The 17,110-nt window shown below is 35.5% G+C and carries 12 protein-coding genes; 4 read left to right on the forward strand and 8 right to left on the reverse strand.

All coding sequences use genetic code 11. The features are described from left to right. Window positions 1–313: 313 nt before the first annotated feature. From B0A65_RS18775 to B0A65_RS23160, 4 genes are all read right to left on the reverse strand, one after another. Entirely contained in the window at window positions 314–1,234 is a 921-nt protein-coding gene (locus B0A65_RS18775) for a helix-turn-helix domain-containing protein (protein WP_074664062.1), read from the reverse strand. Between the two features lie 145 nt (window positions 1,235–1,379). Further along, complete coding sequence (locus B0A65_RS18780) at window positions 1,380–2,255, reverse strand: SDR family oxidoreductase (RefSeq protein WP_074664064.1); 876 nt, start codon at window positions 2,253–2,255, stop codon at window positions 1,380–1,382. A 466-nt stretch (window positions 2,256–2,721) separates the two neighbouring features. After that, a complete protein-coding gene (locus tag B0A65_RS18785; RefSeq protein ID WP_074664066.1) occupies window positions 2,722–3,750 on the reverse strand; it encodes an NAD(P)-dependent alcohol dehydrogenase in 1,029 nt (342 codons plus the stop codon). 1,038 nt (window positions 3,751–4,788) lie between these two features. Further along, the gene (locus B0A65_RS23160; protein ID WP_123890377.1) at window positions 4,789–5,028 is read right to left on the reverse strand and encodes a hypothetical protein; all 240 of its coding nucleotides are present in this window, start codon (window positions 5,026–5,028) and stop codon (window positions 4,789–4,791) included. 849 nt (window positions 5,029–5,877) lie between these two features. On the opposite strand from B0A65_RS23160, the gene B0A65_RS18800 reads away from it, so the two are divergent. From B0A65_RS18800 to B0A65_RS18810, 3 genes are read left to right on the forward strand one after another with little or no spacing between them, the layout of a single operon-like run. After that, entirely contained in the window at window positions 5,878–6,075 is a 198-nt protein-coding gene (locus tag B0A65_RS18800) for a hypothetical protein (RefSeq protein ID WP_074664072.1), read from the forward strand. Window positions 6,076–6,093: 18 nt separating this feature from the next. Then, window positions 6,094–7,563, forward strand: a complete 1,470-nt coding sequence (locus B0A65_RS18805) for a DUF1254 domain-containing protein (protein WP_083370545.1) — start codon at window positions 6,094–6,096, stop codon at window positions 7,561–7,563. Between the two features lie 23 nt (window positions 7,564–7,586). Then, window positions 7,587–8,990: a DUF1254 domain-containing protein gene (locus B0A65_RS18810; RefSeq protein WP_074664074.1), complete on the forward strand. Its 1,404-nt coding sequence runs from the start codon at window positions 7,587–7,589 to the stop codon at window positions 8,988–8,990. 1,337 nt (window positions 8,991–10,327) lie between these two features. Here the strand turns inward: B0A65_RS18810 and B0A65_RS18820 are convergent. After that, window positions 10,328–11,968 carry a S41 family peptidase gene (locus B0A65_RS18820; RefSeq protein ID WP_074664078.1) on the reverse strand — a complete coding sequence of 547 codons (1,641 nt, stop codon included), beginning with the start codon at window positions 11,966–11,968 and terminating at the stop codon, window positions 10,328–10,330. Window positions 11,969–12,926: 958 nt separating this feature from the next. Then, window positions 12,927–13,742: a glutaminyl-peptide cyclotransferase gene (locus tag B0A65_RS18825; protein ID WP_074664080.1), complete on the reverse strand. Its 816-nt coding sequence runs from the start codon at window positions 13,740–13,742 to the stop codon at window positions 12,927–12,929. A gap of 642 nt (window positions 13,743–14,384) precedes the next feature. On the opposite strand from B0A65_RS18825, the gene B0A65_RS18830 reads away from it, so the two are divergent. Further along, entirely contained in the window at window positions 14,385–14,849 is a 465-nt protein-coding gene (locus B0A65_RS18830) for a JAB domain-containing protein (protein ID WP_074664082.1), read from the forward strand. A gap of 230 nt (window positions 14,850–15,079) precedes the next feature. On the opposite strand, the gene B0A65_RS18835 is transcribed toward B0A65_RS18830, so the two are convergent. Then, window positions 15,080–16,267 (reverse strand): TlpA disulfide reductase family protein, encoded by a 1,188-nt coding sequence (locus B0A65_RS18835; protein ID WP_074664084.1) that lies wholly within the window; start codon window positions 16,265–16,267, stop codon window positions 15,080–15,082. 458 nt (window positions 16,268–16,725) lie between these two features. Then, window positions 16,726–17,110: hypothetical protein (locus B0A65_RS23335; protein WP_207556459.1), on the reverse strand; the 385-nt coding region annotated here is incomplete at its 5' end.

The raw sequence follows: 17,110 nt of genomic DNA on the forward strand, positions 1-17,110 counted from the left end.
ATAGCTGGTTTTTCTTTACTTTTTATCTTGGATGTTATGTGATGTTTTGATTAAATTTGCACCATATTTGTACCTCGAAAATGTGAGGTACAAATAATATTTTTTTTGCCAAATTATGGCACGCGTAGACACACATAGTCACAGCGGGACATTTAAAGTCACATTTCTATGAGTTCAAAAATTAAGATTACCAGAGTCTGTCAACTCTGCTAAAATGAGTTTACAGCACAAACAACAAAGACGCAGTACTGCTCGCTAAAATGCAGCAACCGGGCTTTTGGCAATTTCTTTAAAAACTGAAATTATTGTATGCTTAGTTAAAACCTGAGCGAAACTTCAACGGGCTCTGGCTGGTTTTACTCTTGAAAAGTTTGCTAAAAGATTGTGAATGCTCGAAACCTAAATCATAAGCAATTTCACTAATTGAAAGATTGGTTGTGGAGAGTTTTTCTTTGGCTTTTTCTATCAGTTTATTATGGATGTGCTGCTGGGTACTTTGCCCGGTAAGAACTTTGAGTAGCGTAGACAAATATTTTTGTGAGATGTTCAGTTGCCCTGCAATATCATGAACAGTGGGCAGTCCTTTTAAAATCAGGCTATCATTTTGAAAATGATTATTTAATAATCCCTCCAGATTTTTTAGTATCTGATGATTTGACTTTTCTCTGGTGATAAATTGGCGATTGTAAAATCTTTCAGAGTATCCGAGTAAGGTCTCTATCTGTGAAATAATGATTTGCTTACTGAATTTGTCAATATTTGCCTGATACTCCTGCCTAATGTTTTCAATAATTCCGTTGACTGTTTTTTCCTCTTTGGCCGATAAAAATAAGGCTTCGTTTATCGAATAGCCAAAATATTCGTACTCCTTGATTGTTTTTGCCAGTGTTGTATTCCATAAAAAGTCAGGATGAACCAAAAGCATCCATCCAGATCGTTTTTGGGCCGGATTTGCTTCATGATCAATCTTGAAAACCTGGTTGGGAGCAATGAAGCCCATTACACCACTTTCAAAATCATATTTCTGCTGGCCATATTTCATATTAAAATCGATCCCTTTTTTCAAGGAAATCTGATAGAAACCAAAGACCCAGCTATTCTCTCCAATATTTACAGAGCGCGAAACCTTGCCAAAATCTATGACACTAATCAGGGGATGTTCCGGCAGAGGCAAACCTCGTGAACTATGAAATTCGCTGATGCTTTCCAATCTGATAGGCTGCTTGTTTTCCATCTTGTAAATTTAAGGATTGTTTTCCAATAGTTTATCTTTCCTCAACTGCATTCGTACGCACATAAGTTGAGGATAAAACTTTCGCCATTTCGATACGGTCGAAATGGCGAAAGGAAATTTTTAATTTCAATTCCAGTGATAAAAATCAGAAATAATTTTCCTGCATATCTTCCAGTAGGCCGATGTGCTCAGGTTTCCAGCCTAATTGATTCTGCGTCTTTGTTGAAACAGCCGCACCTTCAAATGCAATAAAACGGCCCATCCAGTCAAAATGGTTTGCAATCTCTTCTCCCGAAACAGATTGTACAGGCAGATTTAGTTTATCTCCAATTAATTCTGCAATTTTTTTCGTTTGAATAGCATTGTCTCCTACAACATTATAAACTGCTCCTTTTTCTGCTTTTTCCAAAGCTAGCCTGAATGCTTTTGCCGCATCAAGGCGATGTACCGCAGACCAGCAGTTTTGTCCTTGCTCAGGATAAGCTGAAATGCCATTTTTGCGTGCCTGACCAATAATAAAGGGTATAAAACCTTTATCACCTTTACCATGAACAGATGGCGGTAAACGGACAACAGAAGCATGAATTCCTTTACCTGCCAGTGCCAAAGCAGTGGACTCAGAAGTACGTGGGGCGTTTTCTGCAGAGCTTTCTTCGGTAATAAAACCATCGATTGGAGGCAATGCCAAAATTCCAGAAGTAACAACAAGGGGCTTATTTGTTCCTTTTAATTCTTCCCCTATTGTATTAATGGCAGACTTGTCAACATCCCCAGCTTTGAGATACTGGGTAAAATCGTGGATAAAAGCGGTGTGGATAACCCCATCAGCAAGAGACGCCCCTAGTTTTAGAACTTCCAGATCTTCAAGGGTTCCCAATAATACTTCTGCACCGGTATCGCTGATTTTTTTTGCGGATTCTTCCGAACGTGCCAAGCCAATAACCGCATGTCCTGCGCCAATTAATTCTTGGACAACTGCAGAGCCTATGAAGCCTGATGCTCCTGTTACAAATACTTTCATTTTATTGTTTTTAAATTAGTATTGCAAAATTCTGCAGAATATAAAAAAATAATGTAGTCGAATGTTAGGTTGTTGTAGCCGAAAGGGCTGAATTTTTTTGTTTATTTATTTTATTTTTTGATTTTCAATGGTTTAATAAATTTATTAATGATCTAAATAAACATGCACACCGTTTTACTACAAACCTCAAAGCAGCAATATGAGATGAAAATATCTAATAGCTTTGGTCTGAAAAAAGCATAGAGATTTTGAGATAAAGACTCTATATTTAGAATCTTAAAGTTTAGTGATAATTGTTTTACTGATGGAGAAAGTATTTTTGAAATAATGGTATTAACTGCAACTATCTAAATTAAAAAAAACGCCATCGTGTTTTACAATGGCGCTACTTATATTTTGCAAAACTACCTAATTTTCATTTTGTTAATTAGAAATTATGAAAAATTGCTGATTTTTTAATGGTAAATTATGGAATAAGTACAGCACGGCCCTTAATTTTTCCCTGGCGCATTTTATCATAAACTTCGTTTGCCTGCTCCAAATCAAATTTTTCAATTTCAATATGGATTTTTCCCTGTCTGGCTAATCCTATAACTTCCATAAGTTCTGTACGGGATCCCCAATATGGATTGGTCATTGTAACGCCAAAAGGCAGTCCATTCATGCTGCCATATTGATAATAGCCCCCTCCCAGGCCTACTATTGTCAAATCACCATCCATACCTACAACTTTAGTTCCCAGCTCTATTGTAGAAGTTGCTCCCACAAAATCCAAAACTACTTTAGCTTTTTTTATTCCGATGATTTTTAAAATCTGTTCTGCTGCATCTGAGTCTTTAGAATTAACCGTATGGGCAGCACCCAGTTCTTTGGCAAATTCTAGTTTATCTTCTGTAACATCACATGCAATTATCTCCGAACCGGATATTTCCCTTAAAATTTGTATGGCAACATGACCAAGCCCGCCGACTCCGATAACAACCACATATTCATCAGGCATAAGTTTAGTCAGTGACCTCTTAATGGCTGAATAAGGTGTTAGTGCCGCATCAGTTAATGGTGCTGCAACTACAGGATCCAGGTCATAAATAGGCACTAATAATCTAGAAGATGGCACAAGCATATATTCAGCCATACCTCCATTAAGACCAAGTCCTCCACCGTAACCGAGTTCACTTTGGTGGTCACAGTAATTCTCTTTTGACTGCTGGCATGGCTTGCAATGCCCACATCCCCAGGGTCCGTAGACCAGCACGGCATCTCCTTTTTTATAACCTTTTACCGTTTCCCCAACAGCTTCAACCCATCCGGCATTTTCATGGCCAAGGGTAAATACAGCATCTCCGGCGATTCCACCGTCAATAATATGCAGATCCGAATGGCAGACTCCCGCTCCTCCAATCTTTAAGAGAACTTCGTCCCCTTTAGGAACTGGCTTTTCCAAATCATTGACTACCCTTACCTCTTTATGTCCAAAATAACGTACTGCTTTCATAAATTTAAGAATTTATATTATTACTTTATTAAGTAAGCAATTTACAAAAAAAAAGAATATAAAATATTGATTTGTAGGTTTTTAAAGACGTATAGACGCTCCATTGTTTTCGATGAATCAGTTAGATTTTAAGGCCACTAGATTAAGGAAGTCTTGTTTTAATATGGATGATGCTTTTCGGAAATTCCTTAAAAAAGGTGCACTTAGGAAAATGTTTTCTAAAAGTTTCCAATCTAAACTTCTTAGAGCTTATTTTTCTGAGGTTCTATCTTTCAAAAATATCAAGTGTCACGATTTTACCACAAATCTTAGATTGCTAATTGTTATAATAGTTTTTGAGGTTAGTAATCATTCGAACTTACGCGTTTAAGTGTTTGCTTGACAGTGTTGTAGTTCGTTTCTTGAAACTAGATGCACCGATTCTGCACCTAAATTCAAGTTAATACTCTATTAATATTTTATCTTCCATAAGTTTTCTAAAAGTTTCGAAACTAAGTTTGGGAGACCTTGATTTTGGTGCTTTTCATTTTAAAAAACGCTGTATGTCAAGATTCTGCCACAAAACTTGGAATACTTTACTTTTTTAAGATTATATATAAAATTGGTTTGTTTCTAGGGCTCTAATTTACTTTTCAATTTCTATTTTGGTTGCACCTGGAATCATTTTGCCTTGCTTGATGATCAAAATTTGATTTATGGAAAGGTAATTCAAAATTTTACTTTTATAATTCTAGTGGATTGTAAAAGCTGGACTTTTTTTATGTCTTTTTACACTATTTAAATTAGAATGGAGGAAATATAAGCACAGGCGGTTATTGGATGGTAAAAGCTTCATTCAATCCTACTTTGTTTCAAAAAGGCTTGGTATAGAGATGGCTTTTTCTAACGGCTTGGCAATGCGAAAAGAATCGCGTCACAAATGTCTTAATTTGGTTTTGCCTGATAAATTATAGTTTACATAAGCAGGTTGTTTCCAGGGTCCAATAAAAAAAACGTTAGGAATAACGGTTTTTTTATTGGTATAAAATCTTCAGTATATTAAAATTTTCGCTGACAGGGTTTAGTATTGTCCAATGCCTCATTACCTGACGCGTCCCTTGTGCGTTCATCTTCCTGAAGCTGCTCACTTCCAAACTGCCCAATTTCGAATTCCCTCCGGGCGTGATTATCCTGATCCGGTTCAATGGTCTCAGAGGAATCTTTTTCATCCTCATTGCTCTTTTTACTGTCAATATCCGTTTGAGACCCCTTTAAAGGGTCATTCTCTATAAGGTCCATTTCGATGTTCTTGTAGGTTATGTCTTTGGGGCCGCTTTGGGGTTTCTTATAAGGGTTCTGCGGGTCATAGGGGCTGGGTGTTTTTGGCTGCGTGTTTTGGGTCTTTGATTTGGTTTTGGGAATTACGGTCTTCATGATCGTAATTTTTTGTTGTATGGGAAGTTGTTATTTTTTTTTTGATTAAGTTATTGCTGTTGTTTTCTTAAAGGAGAGTATGGGGCAGGTTGGGCGGTATGGGCGTGCTTGCTTATTTGTTTTTTGTGTTTTTTAGTTTGTGCTTTGTCAATTGCCCTTTGTCCTTTATTCTTTTGTATTTAGTCCTTTGTCTTTTTCTTTGTCAAATGTAAAAAAGATAACAGCACATTTTTTTACAGGATAATGGTTTGTATTTAAAAAATGGCTATCAGGCAATCAGCCTTGTAGGTTACATTATTTTTTAGGATTTATATTCTTTTTTATGTTTAATGTTTTTTTTGGGAGCTTTTCCCGCTATCCGTTGCAATCTTTTGTGCCGAACACCGGCACAAAAGGATTTCCACTACTATCGGGGCTAGGGCTCCAGGAGAGCCCTATTTTGCATTGGATAACTGCGCATTCAAACTTGATAATTTTTAATTTACTTTAAATCAATTAATATTTTTTTTTAAGATCTAACGGTGGTTATTTTATTGATGAGTGCTGTTAATAGCTCTTAAGATCCTTTAAACATGTTTCATATTATAATTTGGAACATGTTATTTTATTTTAAAATGCTATATCAGGCTGTTAATCTTTAATTTAGAATGCCAAAAGGTTTATTTGCATCACCCAATTTTTATACTGATGTCTAAATTCTTAAATTAATATTCCATGGAACTCAAAGAAACATTTAAAATCTTCAGCCGGATTATGGCACTAGTAATTATATTTTTTGCCAGCGCAATTCTCTCCCCGAAGGCCGAAGCCCAAACGGGTAAGAAACCAAACATTTTAATCATATTCGGCGATGATATCGGGCAGTCTTATCTTTTGTATCTCCCGGCTCATAATACTATTTTAAATTTTTAATAATTATAAAGTTAATGTATGAAATCAAAAATTTTATCACTGGTAATTATTGCGCTTTTAGCGGCCTGCACTAATTTCAAGAACAAAAATGAAACGGCAGCTGAAACCAATAGTGCACAAGCTGCATCTCAGGTCAAAATGGATGGCGAGCTTCCCTCCAAGGAATCTCTTCCATTACTGTTTGACGAAATGGATTTGCAGCAGGCGACTCAATGTTATCTCTGGGGACTTCCCCTTGTATCTTCTGCCCAGTGGCAGCATATCCAATACGATACATTCAAGGCGACAAGCAACGATCTTATTTTTTATAATTCCTATAATGACCGATTGGGCATTCTGACTGGCAATGCAACGACGCCCTATATAATATCATTTATCGACCTTGCTAAAAATGGACCCACCGTAATTGAGATGCCAGCCGGACATACTGCCGGAGGCTTAGGTGATGCCTGGCAGCGCGAACAGGCTGTAATAGGAGAAATGGGACCAGATAAAGGCAAAGGCGGAAAATATATTTTAGTGCCTCCAACGATGAAAGACTTTAAGCCGGCAGGATACTTTATTGTTCCATGTACGACGGTCAATATGTTTTTTGGTTTCAGGGCTTTGGATCCCGATCCAAAGACAACTGAAATTTTGGTCAAACAAGTTAGAATATACCCCTATGCAGATCGTGCCAATCCGACACCAACCAGGGTTATCTCGCCGCCCGCGGGCAAAAAATGGTATGGAATCCAGCCGACGGGAATTGCATACTGGCAGCGCCTGCATGCCGTCTTGCAAAATGAACCGGTCCAGGACCGTGATCGTTTTTTTATGGCGTGGCTCAAAAATTTGGGAATTGAAAAAGGCAAGCCCTTTAATGCTGATGAGCGTCAGAGAAAGATTTTAATTTCCGCGGCCCAAAAAGGCCAGCAGATGGCCATGGCCAATTCATTTGCAAAACGTTTTAAAGATGTAAAGCACTGGCCGGACAAAAAATGGGATTATGTAATGGTTATGAAAGACCCTTCACAGCGAGCGGATAACTATGATGAGTTTTTTGAACGCAGCTCTTATTTTTATGAGGCCATTACGTATTCCAAGGCAATGATTACCAAAATTCCAAATGTCGGACAGGCGTATCTGGGTTCTTATTTTGACAGCACGGGAAACTGGCTTGATGGAGGGAAAAATTATACTTTAAATATACCGGCAAACCCGCCGGCAGTTAACTTCTGGTCGATAACAGTGTATGATATCGCAACGAGATGCCTTATAGACAATGCTCAAAAAAATGCGGATTTATCCTCCCGCAAGGACTTAGTCAAAAATGCTGACGGTTCTGTCGATTTGTATTTTGGTCCGAAAGCCCCGGCTGGCAAAGAGAAAAACTGGGTGCAGACCCTGCCTGGAAAACATTGGTTTACCTATATGCGTTTTTATGGGCCGACCGAGGCTTATTTTGATAAAAGCTGGAAAATGGATGATATAAAAGAAGTTAAATAATATTAAATTTTTAAAGAGATAATATGAAAAAGATTTTTATTACTGTTATAGTTTTTTGCGTAATGCTCTCTTGCAAAAAGCAGGAGAAGATCAACAGCGAATCAACAAAAGAAATTACGATCACTAAATCAGCTGATTCGGCGCGGGCAATTGCAAAAGAAGCTTGGATTTATGCTTTTCCGATGGCCATGAATTATAGGACAATGCACCTTTATGCACTGGATAAAACCTACCCTGATTATGCGGGAGGCTTTAATAAATTCAAGCACTATGATAAAATTTTTACAGCTGCAGATACAGCTGTTGTAACGCCAAACAATGATACCCCATATTCCTGGGCCATTCTTGATCTGACCGATGAGCCAATTGTCCTGGAAGTGCCTGAAGTAAAGAACCGTTATTATTCTTTTCAGTTTATAGATTTATACACCTTTAATTTTGCCTATGTAGGCAGCCGCGCCACTGGCGATAAAGCAGGGAAGTACTTAATTGCAGGACCTGCATGGAAAGGGGACAAGCCTGATAATATTGATAAGGTAATACAATCCGAAACAAATCTGGTGACTTTACTGGGAAGGACAGAATTAAAAATGACTGCCGGGGATATTGAAAATGTAAAAAAGATACAGGCAGGGTACAAGCTGACTCCCTTTCATGAATTTACAAAAACTACTGCACCTGATCATGCAGATTATTCCCTGTCATTCCCTTCATTCAAACAGTCTGATCTGGGTTCAGCATCATTTATTGGTCTAACCAGTAATTTACTTCAGTATGCCCCGGTAAATACGGCGGAAACGGAATTAAGGTCAAAATTTGCAAAAATCGGGATTGCCCCAGGGAAAAAGTTCGATCCTAAAAACTACTCGCCCGAAGTATTGAAAGCCATCAACCAAGGAGTGCTGCAGGCGGAGAAAGAATTGAAGGAAGGTACCGATAAGCTGGAGAATGCAACTGATTTATTTGGAACACGTGAAATGATAAATGGCGATTATAACAAAAGGGCTTTAGGTGCAGCCGCAGGTTTGTTTGGAAACACAAAAGAGGAAGCGGTTTACATTGGAACCAGATCTGATAAAGACAATAATTTTATGTCTGGCAAAAATAAATATATTATTCGGTTTCCAAAAGGACAGACACCCCCTGATAAATATTTTTGGAGCATCACCTTGTACGAACTGCCAAGCCGGTATTTGGTAAATAATGCAATAAACCGATATTCAATAGGGGACAGGACAACAGGCCTGAAATATGAGCCCAATGGTGATCTTATAATTTACATTCAGCATGAAGCCCCTAAGGGTAAAGAATCCAACTGGCTTCCGGCTCCTGAGGGTGCTTTTTATTATCTGATCAGAATTTATGGGCCCCAGGAGTCAATATTAAATGGAACATGGAAAGCTCCCCAGCCCGAGCTGGTGAAATAAATAAGGTGGTTCTTGAAAGTGTATACAAGCATCTTGCAGCTTAACCTTAAAATATTATACCACAGATAGACGGCAAAGTTTTCTTGCCCTATACACCGAAATTGGATGCTTCTTACTTACCCGCCCGTTGTCTCTTTGAAGATAACGGGCTTTTTTTGTTTAGGGTTCTATGCTCTGTAACATGTCATTGTCTAAATAATTGTCGCGAACCCAAAATTTTTGCCCCGCGTTTCTTATGTATTTCTTAGGCAGTAGTACATGTTCAAAATAGCGTTTTTATTTCTTGAGACTCATGGAGCAGAATTACCCTTAACATCCAGAATGTCCGAGGGTTGCGCTAATCCCCTAAACTAAATTTTACCTGTTTTGCAAACACTTTTTCAAGTATTGCGCCACTCATAGAATTGCCTTTGGCGATTAGCGTTTTTTTGTTCTAATTATCTGTTGCGCCCTGTACCTGCGGTGCCATTACTCAAGTTCATCATGTAGCTGGCCGCATTTCTTTCCTAATACTGTTTATCCACAGTATCCCAATTGCTTCCCTTTTTCTTTTTATCCAAGACCCTGTATGCTTTTGTTTTATTTCCCGAGCAAGGGTAGTCCGTGTCCATAAGCCAAAGCAAGGCCGGGCCTTTCAGGTCTTGGCAAAAATCTCCACCCATGCTCTATAAGGTTCTTCTCTATGTCCTTCCCGGTTATGTCTTTGGGGCCGCTTTGGGTTTCCTTATAAGGGTTCTGCGGGTCATAGGGGCTGGGTGTTTTTGGCTGCGGTTTTTGGGTTTTGATCGGGTTTTGGGAATTACGGTGGTTCTTGTGGTAATTTTTGGTTGTATCTTTTTGGGTTTGATATTTTTTTTTTGGAGCTTTTTCCCGCTATCCGTTGCAATCTTTTGTGCCGAACCCCGGCACAAAAGGATTTCCACTGCACACGAGCGAAGCGAACTGGCGAAGCAATCGGGGCTAGGGCAGGACTATACTATTTCGTAAATATAAGATGTACCTAAGGCGGAGCTGATTTTAAAAGTTTATTCAGCTTGATTTTCGCTTTTAGTTTCCTGTAAATATAAAAGTCTATAATTTCAGAAAATTAAAACCCAATTTTTCGAGCCACTAAAAAGCCTGAGAAATACAATTTCTCAGGCTTTAACGGTGCGAATCAATCAAAATATTTAACCAATTTATTGAAGATTGTTATGCGATTAGCAAACGTGTCTTAAATTTAATATTGCAGAAAACTGATTTAAAACAAAGTTCAAATCCCATAGCAGCTGTAACAAAAAGATGAAAATGGATGTTTTTTCGTTTTTTTTACTGTTCGAAAATTTTCCTGAAATTTTTTATTTTAACGTGTTTGCAAATAAAATTGCGCGATCTAAAATTTCATCTTTGCCTTGTTGGATTCCTAGAATGCTAGGTTTTACTTCAATATCAGGAACTATACCAATTCGCTGGGTTTCTTTTTTATCGGGATAAAAAACACCGTAAGTTGTAAATGAGGTCCAAATGCCTTTTAAAATTTCGAACCGGTAGCTTCTCCCATCCGAACCTGCTGTCTGACTTCCAATTACAGTGGCTTTTGGGGCCACTTGTAGTGTCATGGCGGTAAATTCAGAATGACTGATGGATTTTTCGTTCACTAAAAGAATAACATTTCCTTTATAATAATCTGGATTAATCTTTCCGCAAGTTCCATCGTCTTTTCTCCAGATATAGCGCCCTGGAGAACTCAAGTCAGCATCAATGGATTTTACAAAATCCTTTGGCTGTGGATTTAGATATTCTGCAATTGCGAAATTAGTGCCTTGCGGGTAATTTCGGATGTCAAAAATAATGGCTTTGCAATTTTTAAACTGCTCCATCATAGCCGGAACATCATCTGGAGTCAGCACAGCCAAATTTGCATAACCTGTATTGTTTTCTAAAAATTTATATTTCTTGCTGTTATTTTCATAATTGATTTTTAGATCATTATAGAGGTATTTATGTATTGTTTTTGTCTCGGTTTTGTTATTTCTTGTAAATTCAATTGCAGAGGTATCTGTATTTCCGAAGAAAATTGGATAATCTATCTTATTTAAAATCGCATCATAATTAGATCCTTCAATGTATTTTTGATTTTCTTTTATGAGATCCTCAATTGATCTTCCTTCTATTTTAGTAATAACATCTCCTATCCTGATATCATCTATTTTGGATAAAGATTCATTTTTAAACCCCACAACAACTGCTTTATTATCAATAATTTTAAAATCAAAAGGAATGCCATGTCGTCCAAAAAAATCGAATAGCTTATTTGCTCCAAACAAAGCATGAGAATCATTTAGTTTGGCACTCAATTCCTTTAATGACAGATAATAATCTGTTTCAGAAACAGGATTAATTGTTCTGGGCAAGAACTCGATCAAAGTCAAATCCCAGTTTTGATCCATTTGATATTTGTATGGAAAAAAATATTCCACATAATTCCAGAAACGAAACAAAAGTAAAAGACGGAAGTTTTTATCTTTATCATCGAATTCGGTGTATTCTACTTCATTTCTAAATTCTACTCCCTCTTCCACATAATATTGTTTCCCCTGAATTTTATTTTGCTCAATAAATTTAAGTTTTTGAGAAAGGCTCTTAGAAAAGAACGCTGTATTTTGTGTCCAGGAAAGATCGAAGTTTTTGTCAAAATAATCAACTTCTTCATTTGAAATTTCGGCTTTATAGGCCTTAACTTTTCCCAGGGAAGTAATCCATTTTTCTATAGCATTTGAGAATTCTATATCCGTTTTTGCTTCTTCTACTTTGGGTAATATTTTAAATAGCTCTTCGTCCCAATTAAAATTTCCATTTGCAACATTTGGATGGTAATATTTTAAGAAACCCCAAACTTTGCAGGTTGCAGCAAGTTTTTGATTTTCAGTTACCTTCAGGTTTGCAAATCCCGTTTGAAACAGAGAAAGAAGAAATACAATTAATAATTTTTTTTTCATTGTGGTCTTTTAGTGGTTATATGGTTACTATTTCAAATATATCATATTTTCACAACTAAAAAATAGAATTCTAACTCTAAAATTAAAGCTCTCAACAAGGATTATGATTGCCCGGTGCACCGCCCGTTTCATCCCTTGTGCTTTCATCATCTTTAAGCTCCTCATTGCCCAGCTGCCCAATTTCGAATTCCCTCTGCACCGGATTATCCTTTTCGGGGGCTATGTCTCAAAGCTTGCGCTTTCCATCTAATCGCCCTTGTGAATATCAATATCCGTTTGGGATCCCTTTAAGGGTCATTCTCTATAACGCCTTTTCTATGTCCTTGCCGGTTATGTCTTTGGGGCCGCTTTGGGGTTCCTTTTAAGGGTTCTGCGGGTCATAGGGGCTGGGTGTTTTTGGCTGCGGTTTTTGGGTTTTGATTTGGTTTTGGGAATTACGGTGGGCCTTGTGGCAATTTTTGGTTGGATGGGAATCTTTTATTTCAGGCGGGTAGGTGCGATATTGGATACAATAGCCTTGCTGCTCACTGAGTTTTTTAGGTTTTAGTTTTTTGGGAGCTTTTTCCCGCTATCCGTTACAATCTTTTGCGCCGAACCCCGGCACAAAAGGATTTCCACTGCTATCGGGGCTAATGGACAGGCCTATATCTATTACTTTTCTGTTGGATAATAGATAGTCATTGAAATGAATTATACAGTATCTCGTTGTCCAATTTAAGGTTCGAAGTCCTCGTCGATCACGAAAATAGACAATAAAATAGAGAGGATAAGAACTTCGAACCTTCAAGCTAGAATGATTAAAATCTTTAAATATTATTATAGGATTCAAATTCTGTACAGTCAAGATCGCAAAATCAATGATAATAGGCATGTCTAAAGCGTTCAAAATTATAATTACAGGATCATGACAACCACATTGAAATACTGTCGTGATTAATAATACCAGTAAATAACTAAATCAATTTACAAATTTAATTTCGAAAATGCATGGCCAAAATTTTCCTGTTATATAAAATGTATCTTTTTTATCATTGTATGCAATCCCATTCATTTCTAAAGATTCCGAATATCTATTTTTTACATCTTGATAAAGTGGCGTTAGATCCATTGTCTTCACAATATTTCCAGTTTTAGTGTCTATTTTAATAATTTTGTTTGTAGTATAAATATTTGCATAAATAAAACCATTAACATATTCTAATTCATTTAAATTGGAAACAGACATTTTATTATCAAAAATTTCTAACCGTTTTATTACCTTTAAAGTCTTTGGATTCAAGAAGGTTAAAATATTTGTACCATCGCTCATTATTAACGATTCATCTTTAATATTAGTTAATCCCCATCCTTCTATATTTTCAAATTGGAAAGAGCCTATATTTTTATAATTTTTAGCATCATAAATAAATCCTATTTTATTTTTGTAAGTTAACTGATATATTTTATTATCACACATAGCAATTCCTTCTCCAAAAAAAATATTTCGATCTAATTCCGATTTTACATTTATAGATCCCGATTTTAAATCTAAAATTCCAAACACAGATTTTGTATTTGGAAGATCAATAGGAGAACCAGTACTTTCGTAAATAATGTCATTACTAATAAACAATCCTTCAGTAAATGAATTCATATCATGAGCGTAGGTATTAATTAGGATATATTGCATTTCATCACCTTCATTTTTCTCTTTTAGATTGGATTCATTCTTTTTACAAGAATTAAAAAAAAATATAAATAAAAAGAATAATAAAATTTTACATCTAAAAATCATTGAAATTATAGATTAAATTATTTAATGATACGAAAGTAGATTTAGTTTGATTGTTTTCCTAATGATTTTCTTTCACTTTATGTCACAGGAATAAGCTATTGATGGCTTTAACTAAAATAATTAATTAAAACTTATCACACTGAAATGATTTTAAAAATAAAGTAAATTTTAAAATCTCCCAATTGATGCACCTATAAGAGATACATATTATTTCTCATATTTATTTCCATTTCAATAACGGGATATTAAGAATATAATCTTTTATTAGAAAAATAATTTTAATAAATTAAGCTAACTTCAGGGAAAACAAACCATTAATATTTATAAAACAAAACATTCGAGATGATTTAAAAATGATATTAAAAACATAGTTAAGTCTAAGTATTTTTTTTAATATTTCATGACCTTTCAGCAATTCAAACCTTATTAATAAGTGTCCTTTAAAATACCTACATCAAAACGGTTTATTAACTCTCTAATATCTTACTTAATTTCCTCACAAAGTTAGGGAATCGCTCGCGGGCGCTAGCAAAAAATTCCCCCATAAATGCAGGAAAAAATTCCTGCTTTATTGCGTTGCTTTTTGCGCTTGCTGAGCGATTCCCGATGAATGTTCCATAATTAATTTAAAATATAGAAACTATGGAAACTTTAAATCAAAACTGGCAGACTGTATCTGAAATTGAACTGATCTACAAAACGAAAGTAAAAAACTCTGAAAGACCACAAATCAAATCTTCAAAAGATGCATATAAACTAATGCTTTCAGCTTGGGATTATAATAAAATTGAATTCTTCGAGCAGTTCAAAGTATTGCTTTTGAATCACGCTCATAAAGCACTTGGTATTTACGAAATTTCTTCTGGAGGAATTGCGGGAACTGTTGTAGATCTTAGATTAATATTCTCAGCAGCCCTTAAGGCAAATGCCACATCCTTGATGATGATCCACAATCACCCTTCAGGCAACCTAACAGCCTCTGAAGCCGATAAACAGATAACTCGAAAAGTAAAAGAAGCCGGCAGACTTCTTGATATCACATTACTGGATTCATTAATTATAACTACCGAATCCTATTTCTCCTTTGCTGATGAAGGCGCTTTATAAGCGCCTTTATAACTATTATTATCTCGAAAAGATTTTCAAAAAAGTCAAAGATTTTTCGATATATATTTTAAGATGCAAGTGCAATAATCAAATAATAATCATCAATAAAGTGATTAGATATTTGAATGCTTCCCGCTACAAGTATAAAGCTTTAGAGAAATCTGGAGCTTTTTTTATTTAGACTACTCGACAACTTTGTGTTCAGGAGCGTGACGCTTGCGCCAGGATGATTAGTTGTCAAATATTTCAATAATCATGTTTTTGATTGCTGCTGTGTTTTCTACACTGCTGCCTATCCATCTGCCGATAATAATACCATTTTTATCGATTAAGATTTTTGTTGGAATTGCCGTTACAGCATAGGTGTCTTCAATTGTGCTTTTATTTTCTTTGATTGAAAAATGTTTCCATTTTTCAACATTTTCTTTTTGTATTGCTGCTCGCCATAAATCTAGTTTTTCATCCCTTGTAACACCAACAATTTCAAAGCCTTTGTCTTTATATTTAGAGTACATTTCTTTTAGAAAAGGAAAATCTTCTCTGCAAGGACCACACCAACTAGCCCAAAAATCAAGAAGTACATATTTGTTATTTTTAAATGAGCTAATTTGCAGTAAGTTACCACCTATATCATTCCCTTTAAAATCAGGTGCTAGGCTTCCAATTCTACTATTTTCAAAATCAATTAATTTTTCAGCCAATTGTTTTCCGCCATAAGATTTCTTTACTTCCGATGCTAATTTGTTGTATAAATTTTTAATTGTATCATATGGAATTTGCTCATCTTCTTCTATTAATAGGTCATCTAATAAGTCCGGCGCTATAAATGAATTTGGATTTTTTTTTATAAATTCAAAACCTGATTTTCTATTTATTTTTATATTTTGATCCACAAATTGATCCAACTGTTGATCAAGCGAATCTAAACTTTTTTGAAATTGAATTTTTAAAGCATTATCAATTGTTGTACTCATTTTAACAGAATAAAATTTACTAAGTTCTCTGATAGAATCAATTTTTTTGTGAATTTTTTCATTTTCCGTTGTATTTTGTAATGCATAAAACTCCTCGTTCGTTTTAGAACCATTTATAGCTATAGTATTCAAATTATTAAAATCGAGTTTAGCATTCATTATACACGGCTCTAAATAAAATATCTTTGAATTTAAATTTGTCATATAAAAATTAGGGTCAGTACAAATAATTGCTTTAACAGGAAAATCAATTTCTCCTTTAAATACAAATTTATTGCTAGAAATCTCTGAAGATTTGGTAATCCTTTTGCCGTTGACCTGATATGTCAAATAAATTATTTTTTTGTTAGCATTTTTCGAGCATGTACCATTTAACACAAAGTTGTGCTGTGCTACCATAATAAATGGAAGAACTAAAAAGAAAATTAAAAATTTTAATTTCATATGTATTTATTTAATAAAAAACAAGAAATCTTACTTTAATAGATTTGCTGTCTTTAAGCTTAATTTATTTCAGAAGAAGTATTAAAAATGTATTGTATAACAGCTATTATTAATATTATAGCAGTGCGTACATTTTCAAGTAGAATTATCGCTAAGTGCCAAATTGTACTTTAACTTTTATTGAAACGAATATAAGAATTGTTTTCGGTAAATTAATTAATAGTTTTGATTTAATTAAACAGAGTCTTATACAATTCAAAATATTGAAAAAAAAATAAACATCCCCTTGAAGAAACTAAAATTTCATTAAAATGAAAAAAAAATGGTTAGATAATTCGATACTTACCGCTAATAAGACAAAGTCTCATAGAAACCGGGAGTTTGTTGTTTCACGTATATTATCTTGATTATTCGTTTGCTATTTCATCACACAACCTACATCGTTGGATCACTGTATATTAAAATTTTTGCTGGGAAGGTTTATGATAGCCCGGTGCACCATAACGCGACGCGTCCCTGGTAAGTTCATCTTCTTTTAGCTCTTCATTGCCCAATTGCCCGATTTCGAATTTCCTCTTGACTGGATTATCCTGATCCGGTTCTATGGTCTCAAAGAAATGATTTATTACCTCATTGCTATTTTGGGTATTCCTATCCGTTTCAAATCCCTTTGAAGGGTCATTCTCTATAAGGTCCTTTTCTATGTCCTTCCCGGTTATGTCTTTGGGGCCGCTTTGGGGTTCCTTATAAGGGTGCTGCGGGTCATAGGGGCTTGCTGTTTTTGGCTGCGTGTTTTGGTGCTTTGATCGGGTTTTGGGAATTACGGTGGTGCTTGTGGTAATT

The sequence above is a fragment of the Flavobacterium frigidimaris genome (assembly GCF_002217275.1).
Taxonomy (GTDB): domain Bacteria; phylum Bacteroidota; class Bacteroidia; order Flavobacteriales; family Flavobacteriaceae; genus Flavobacterium; species Flavobacterium aquidurense.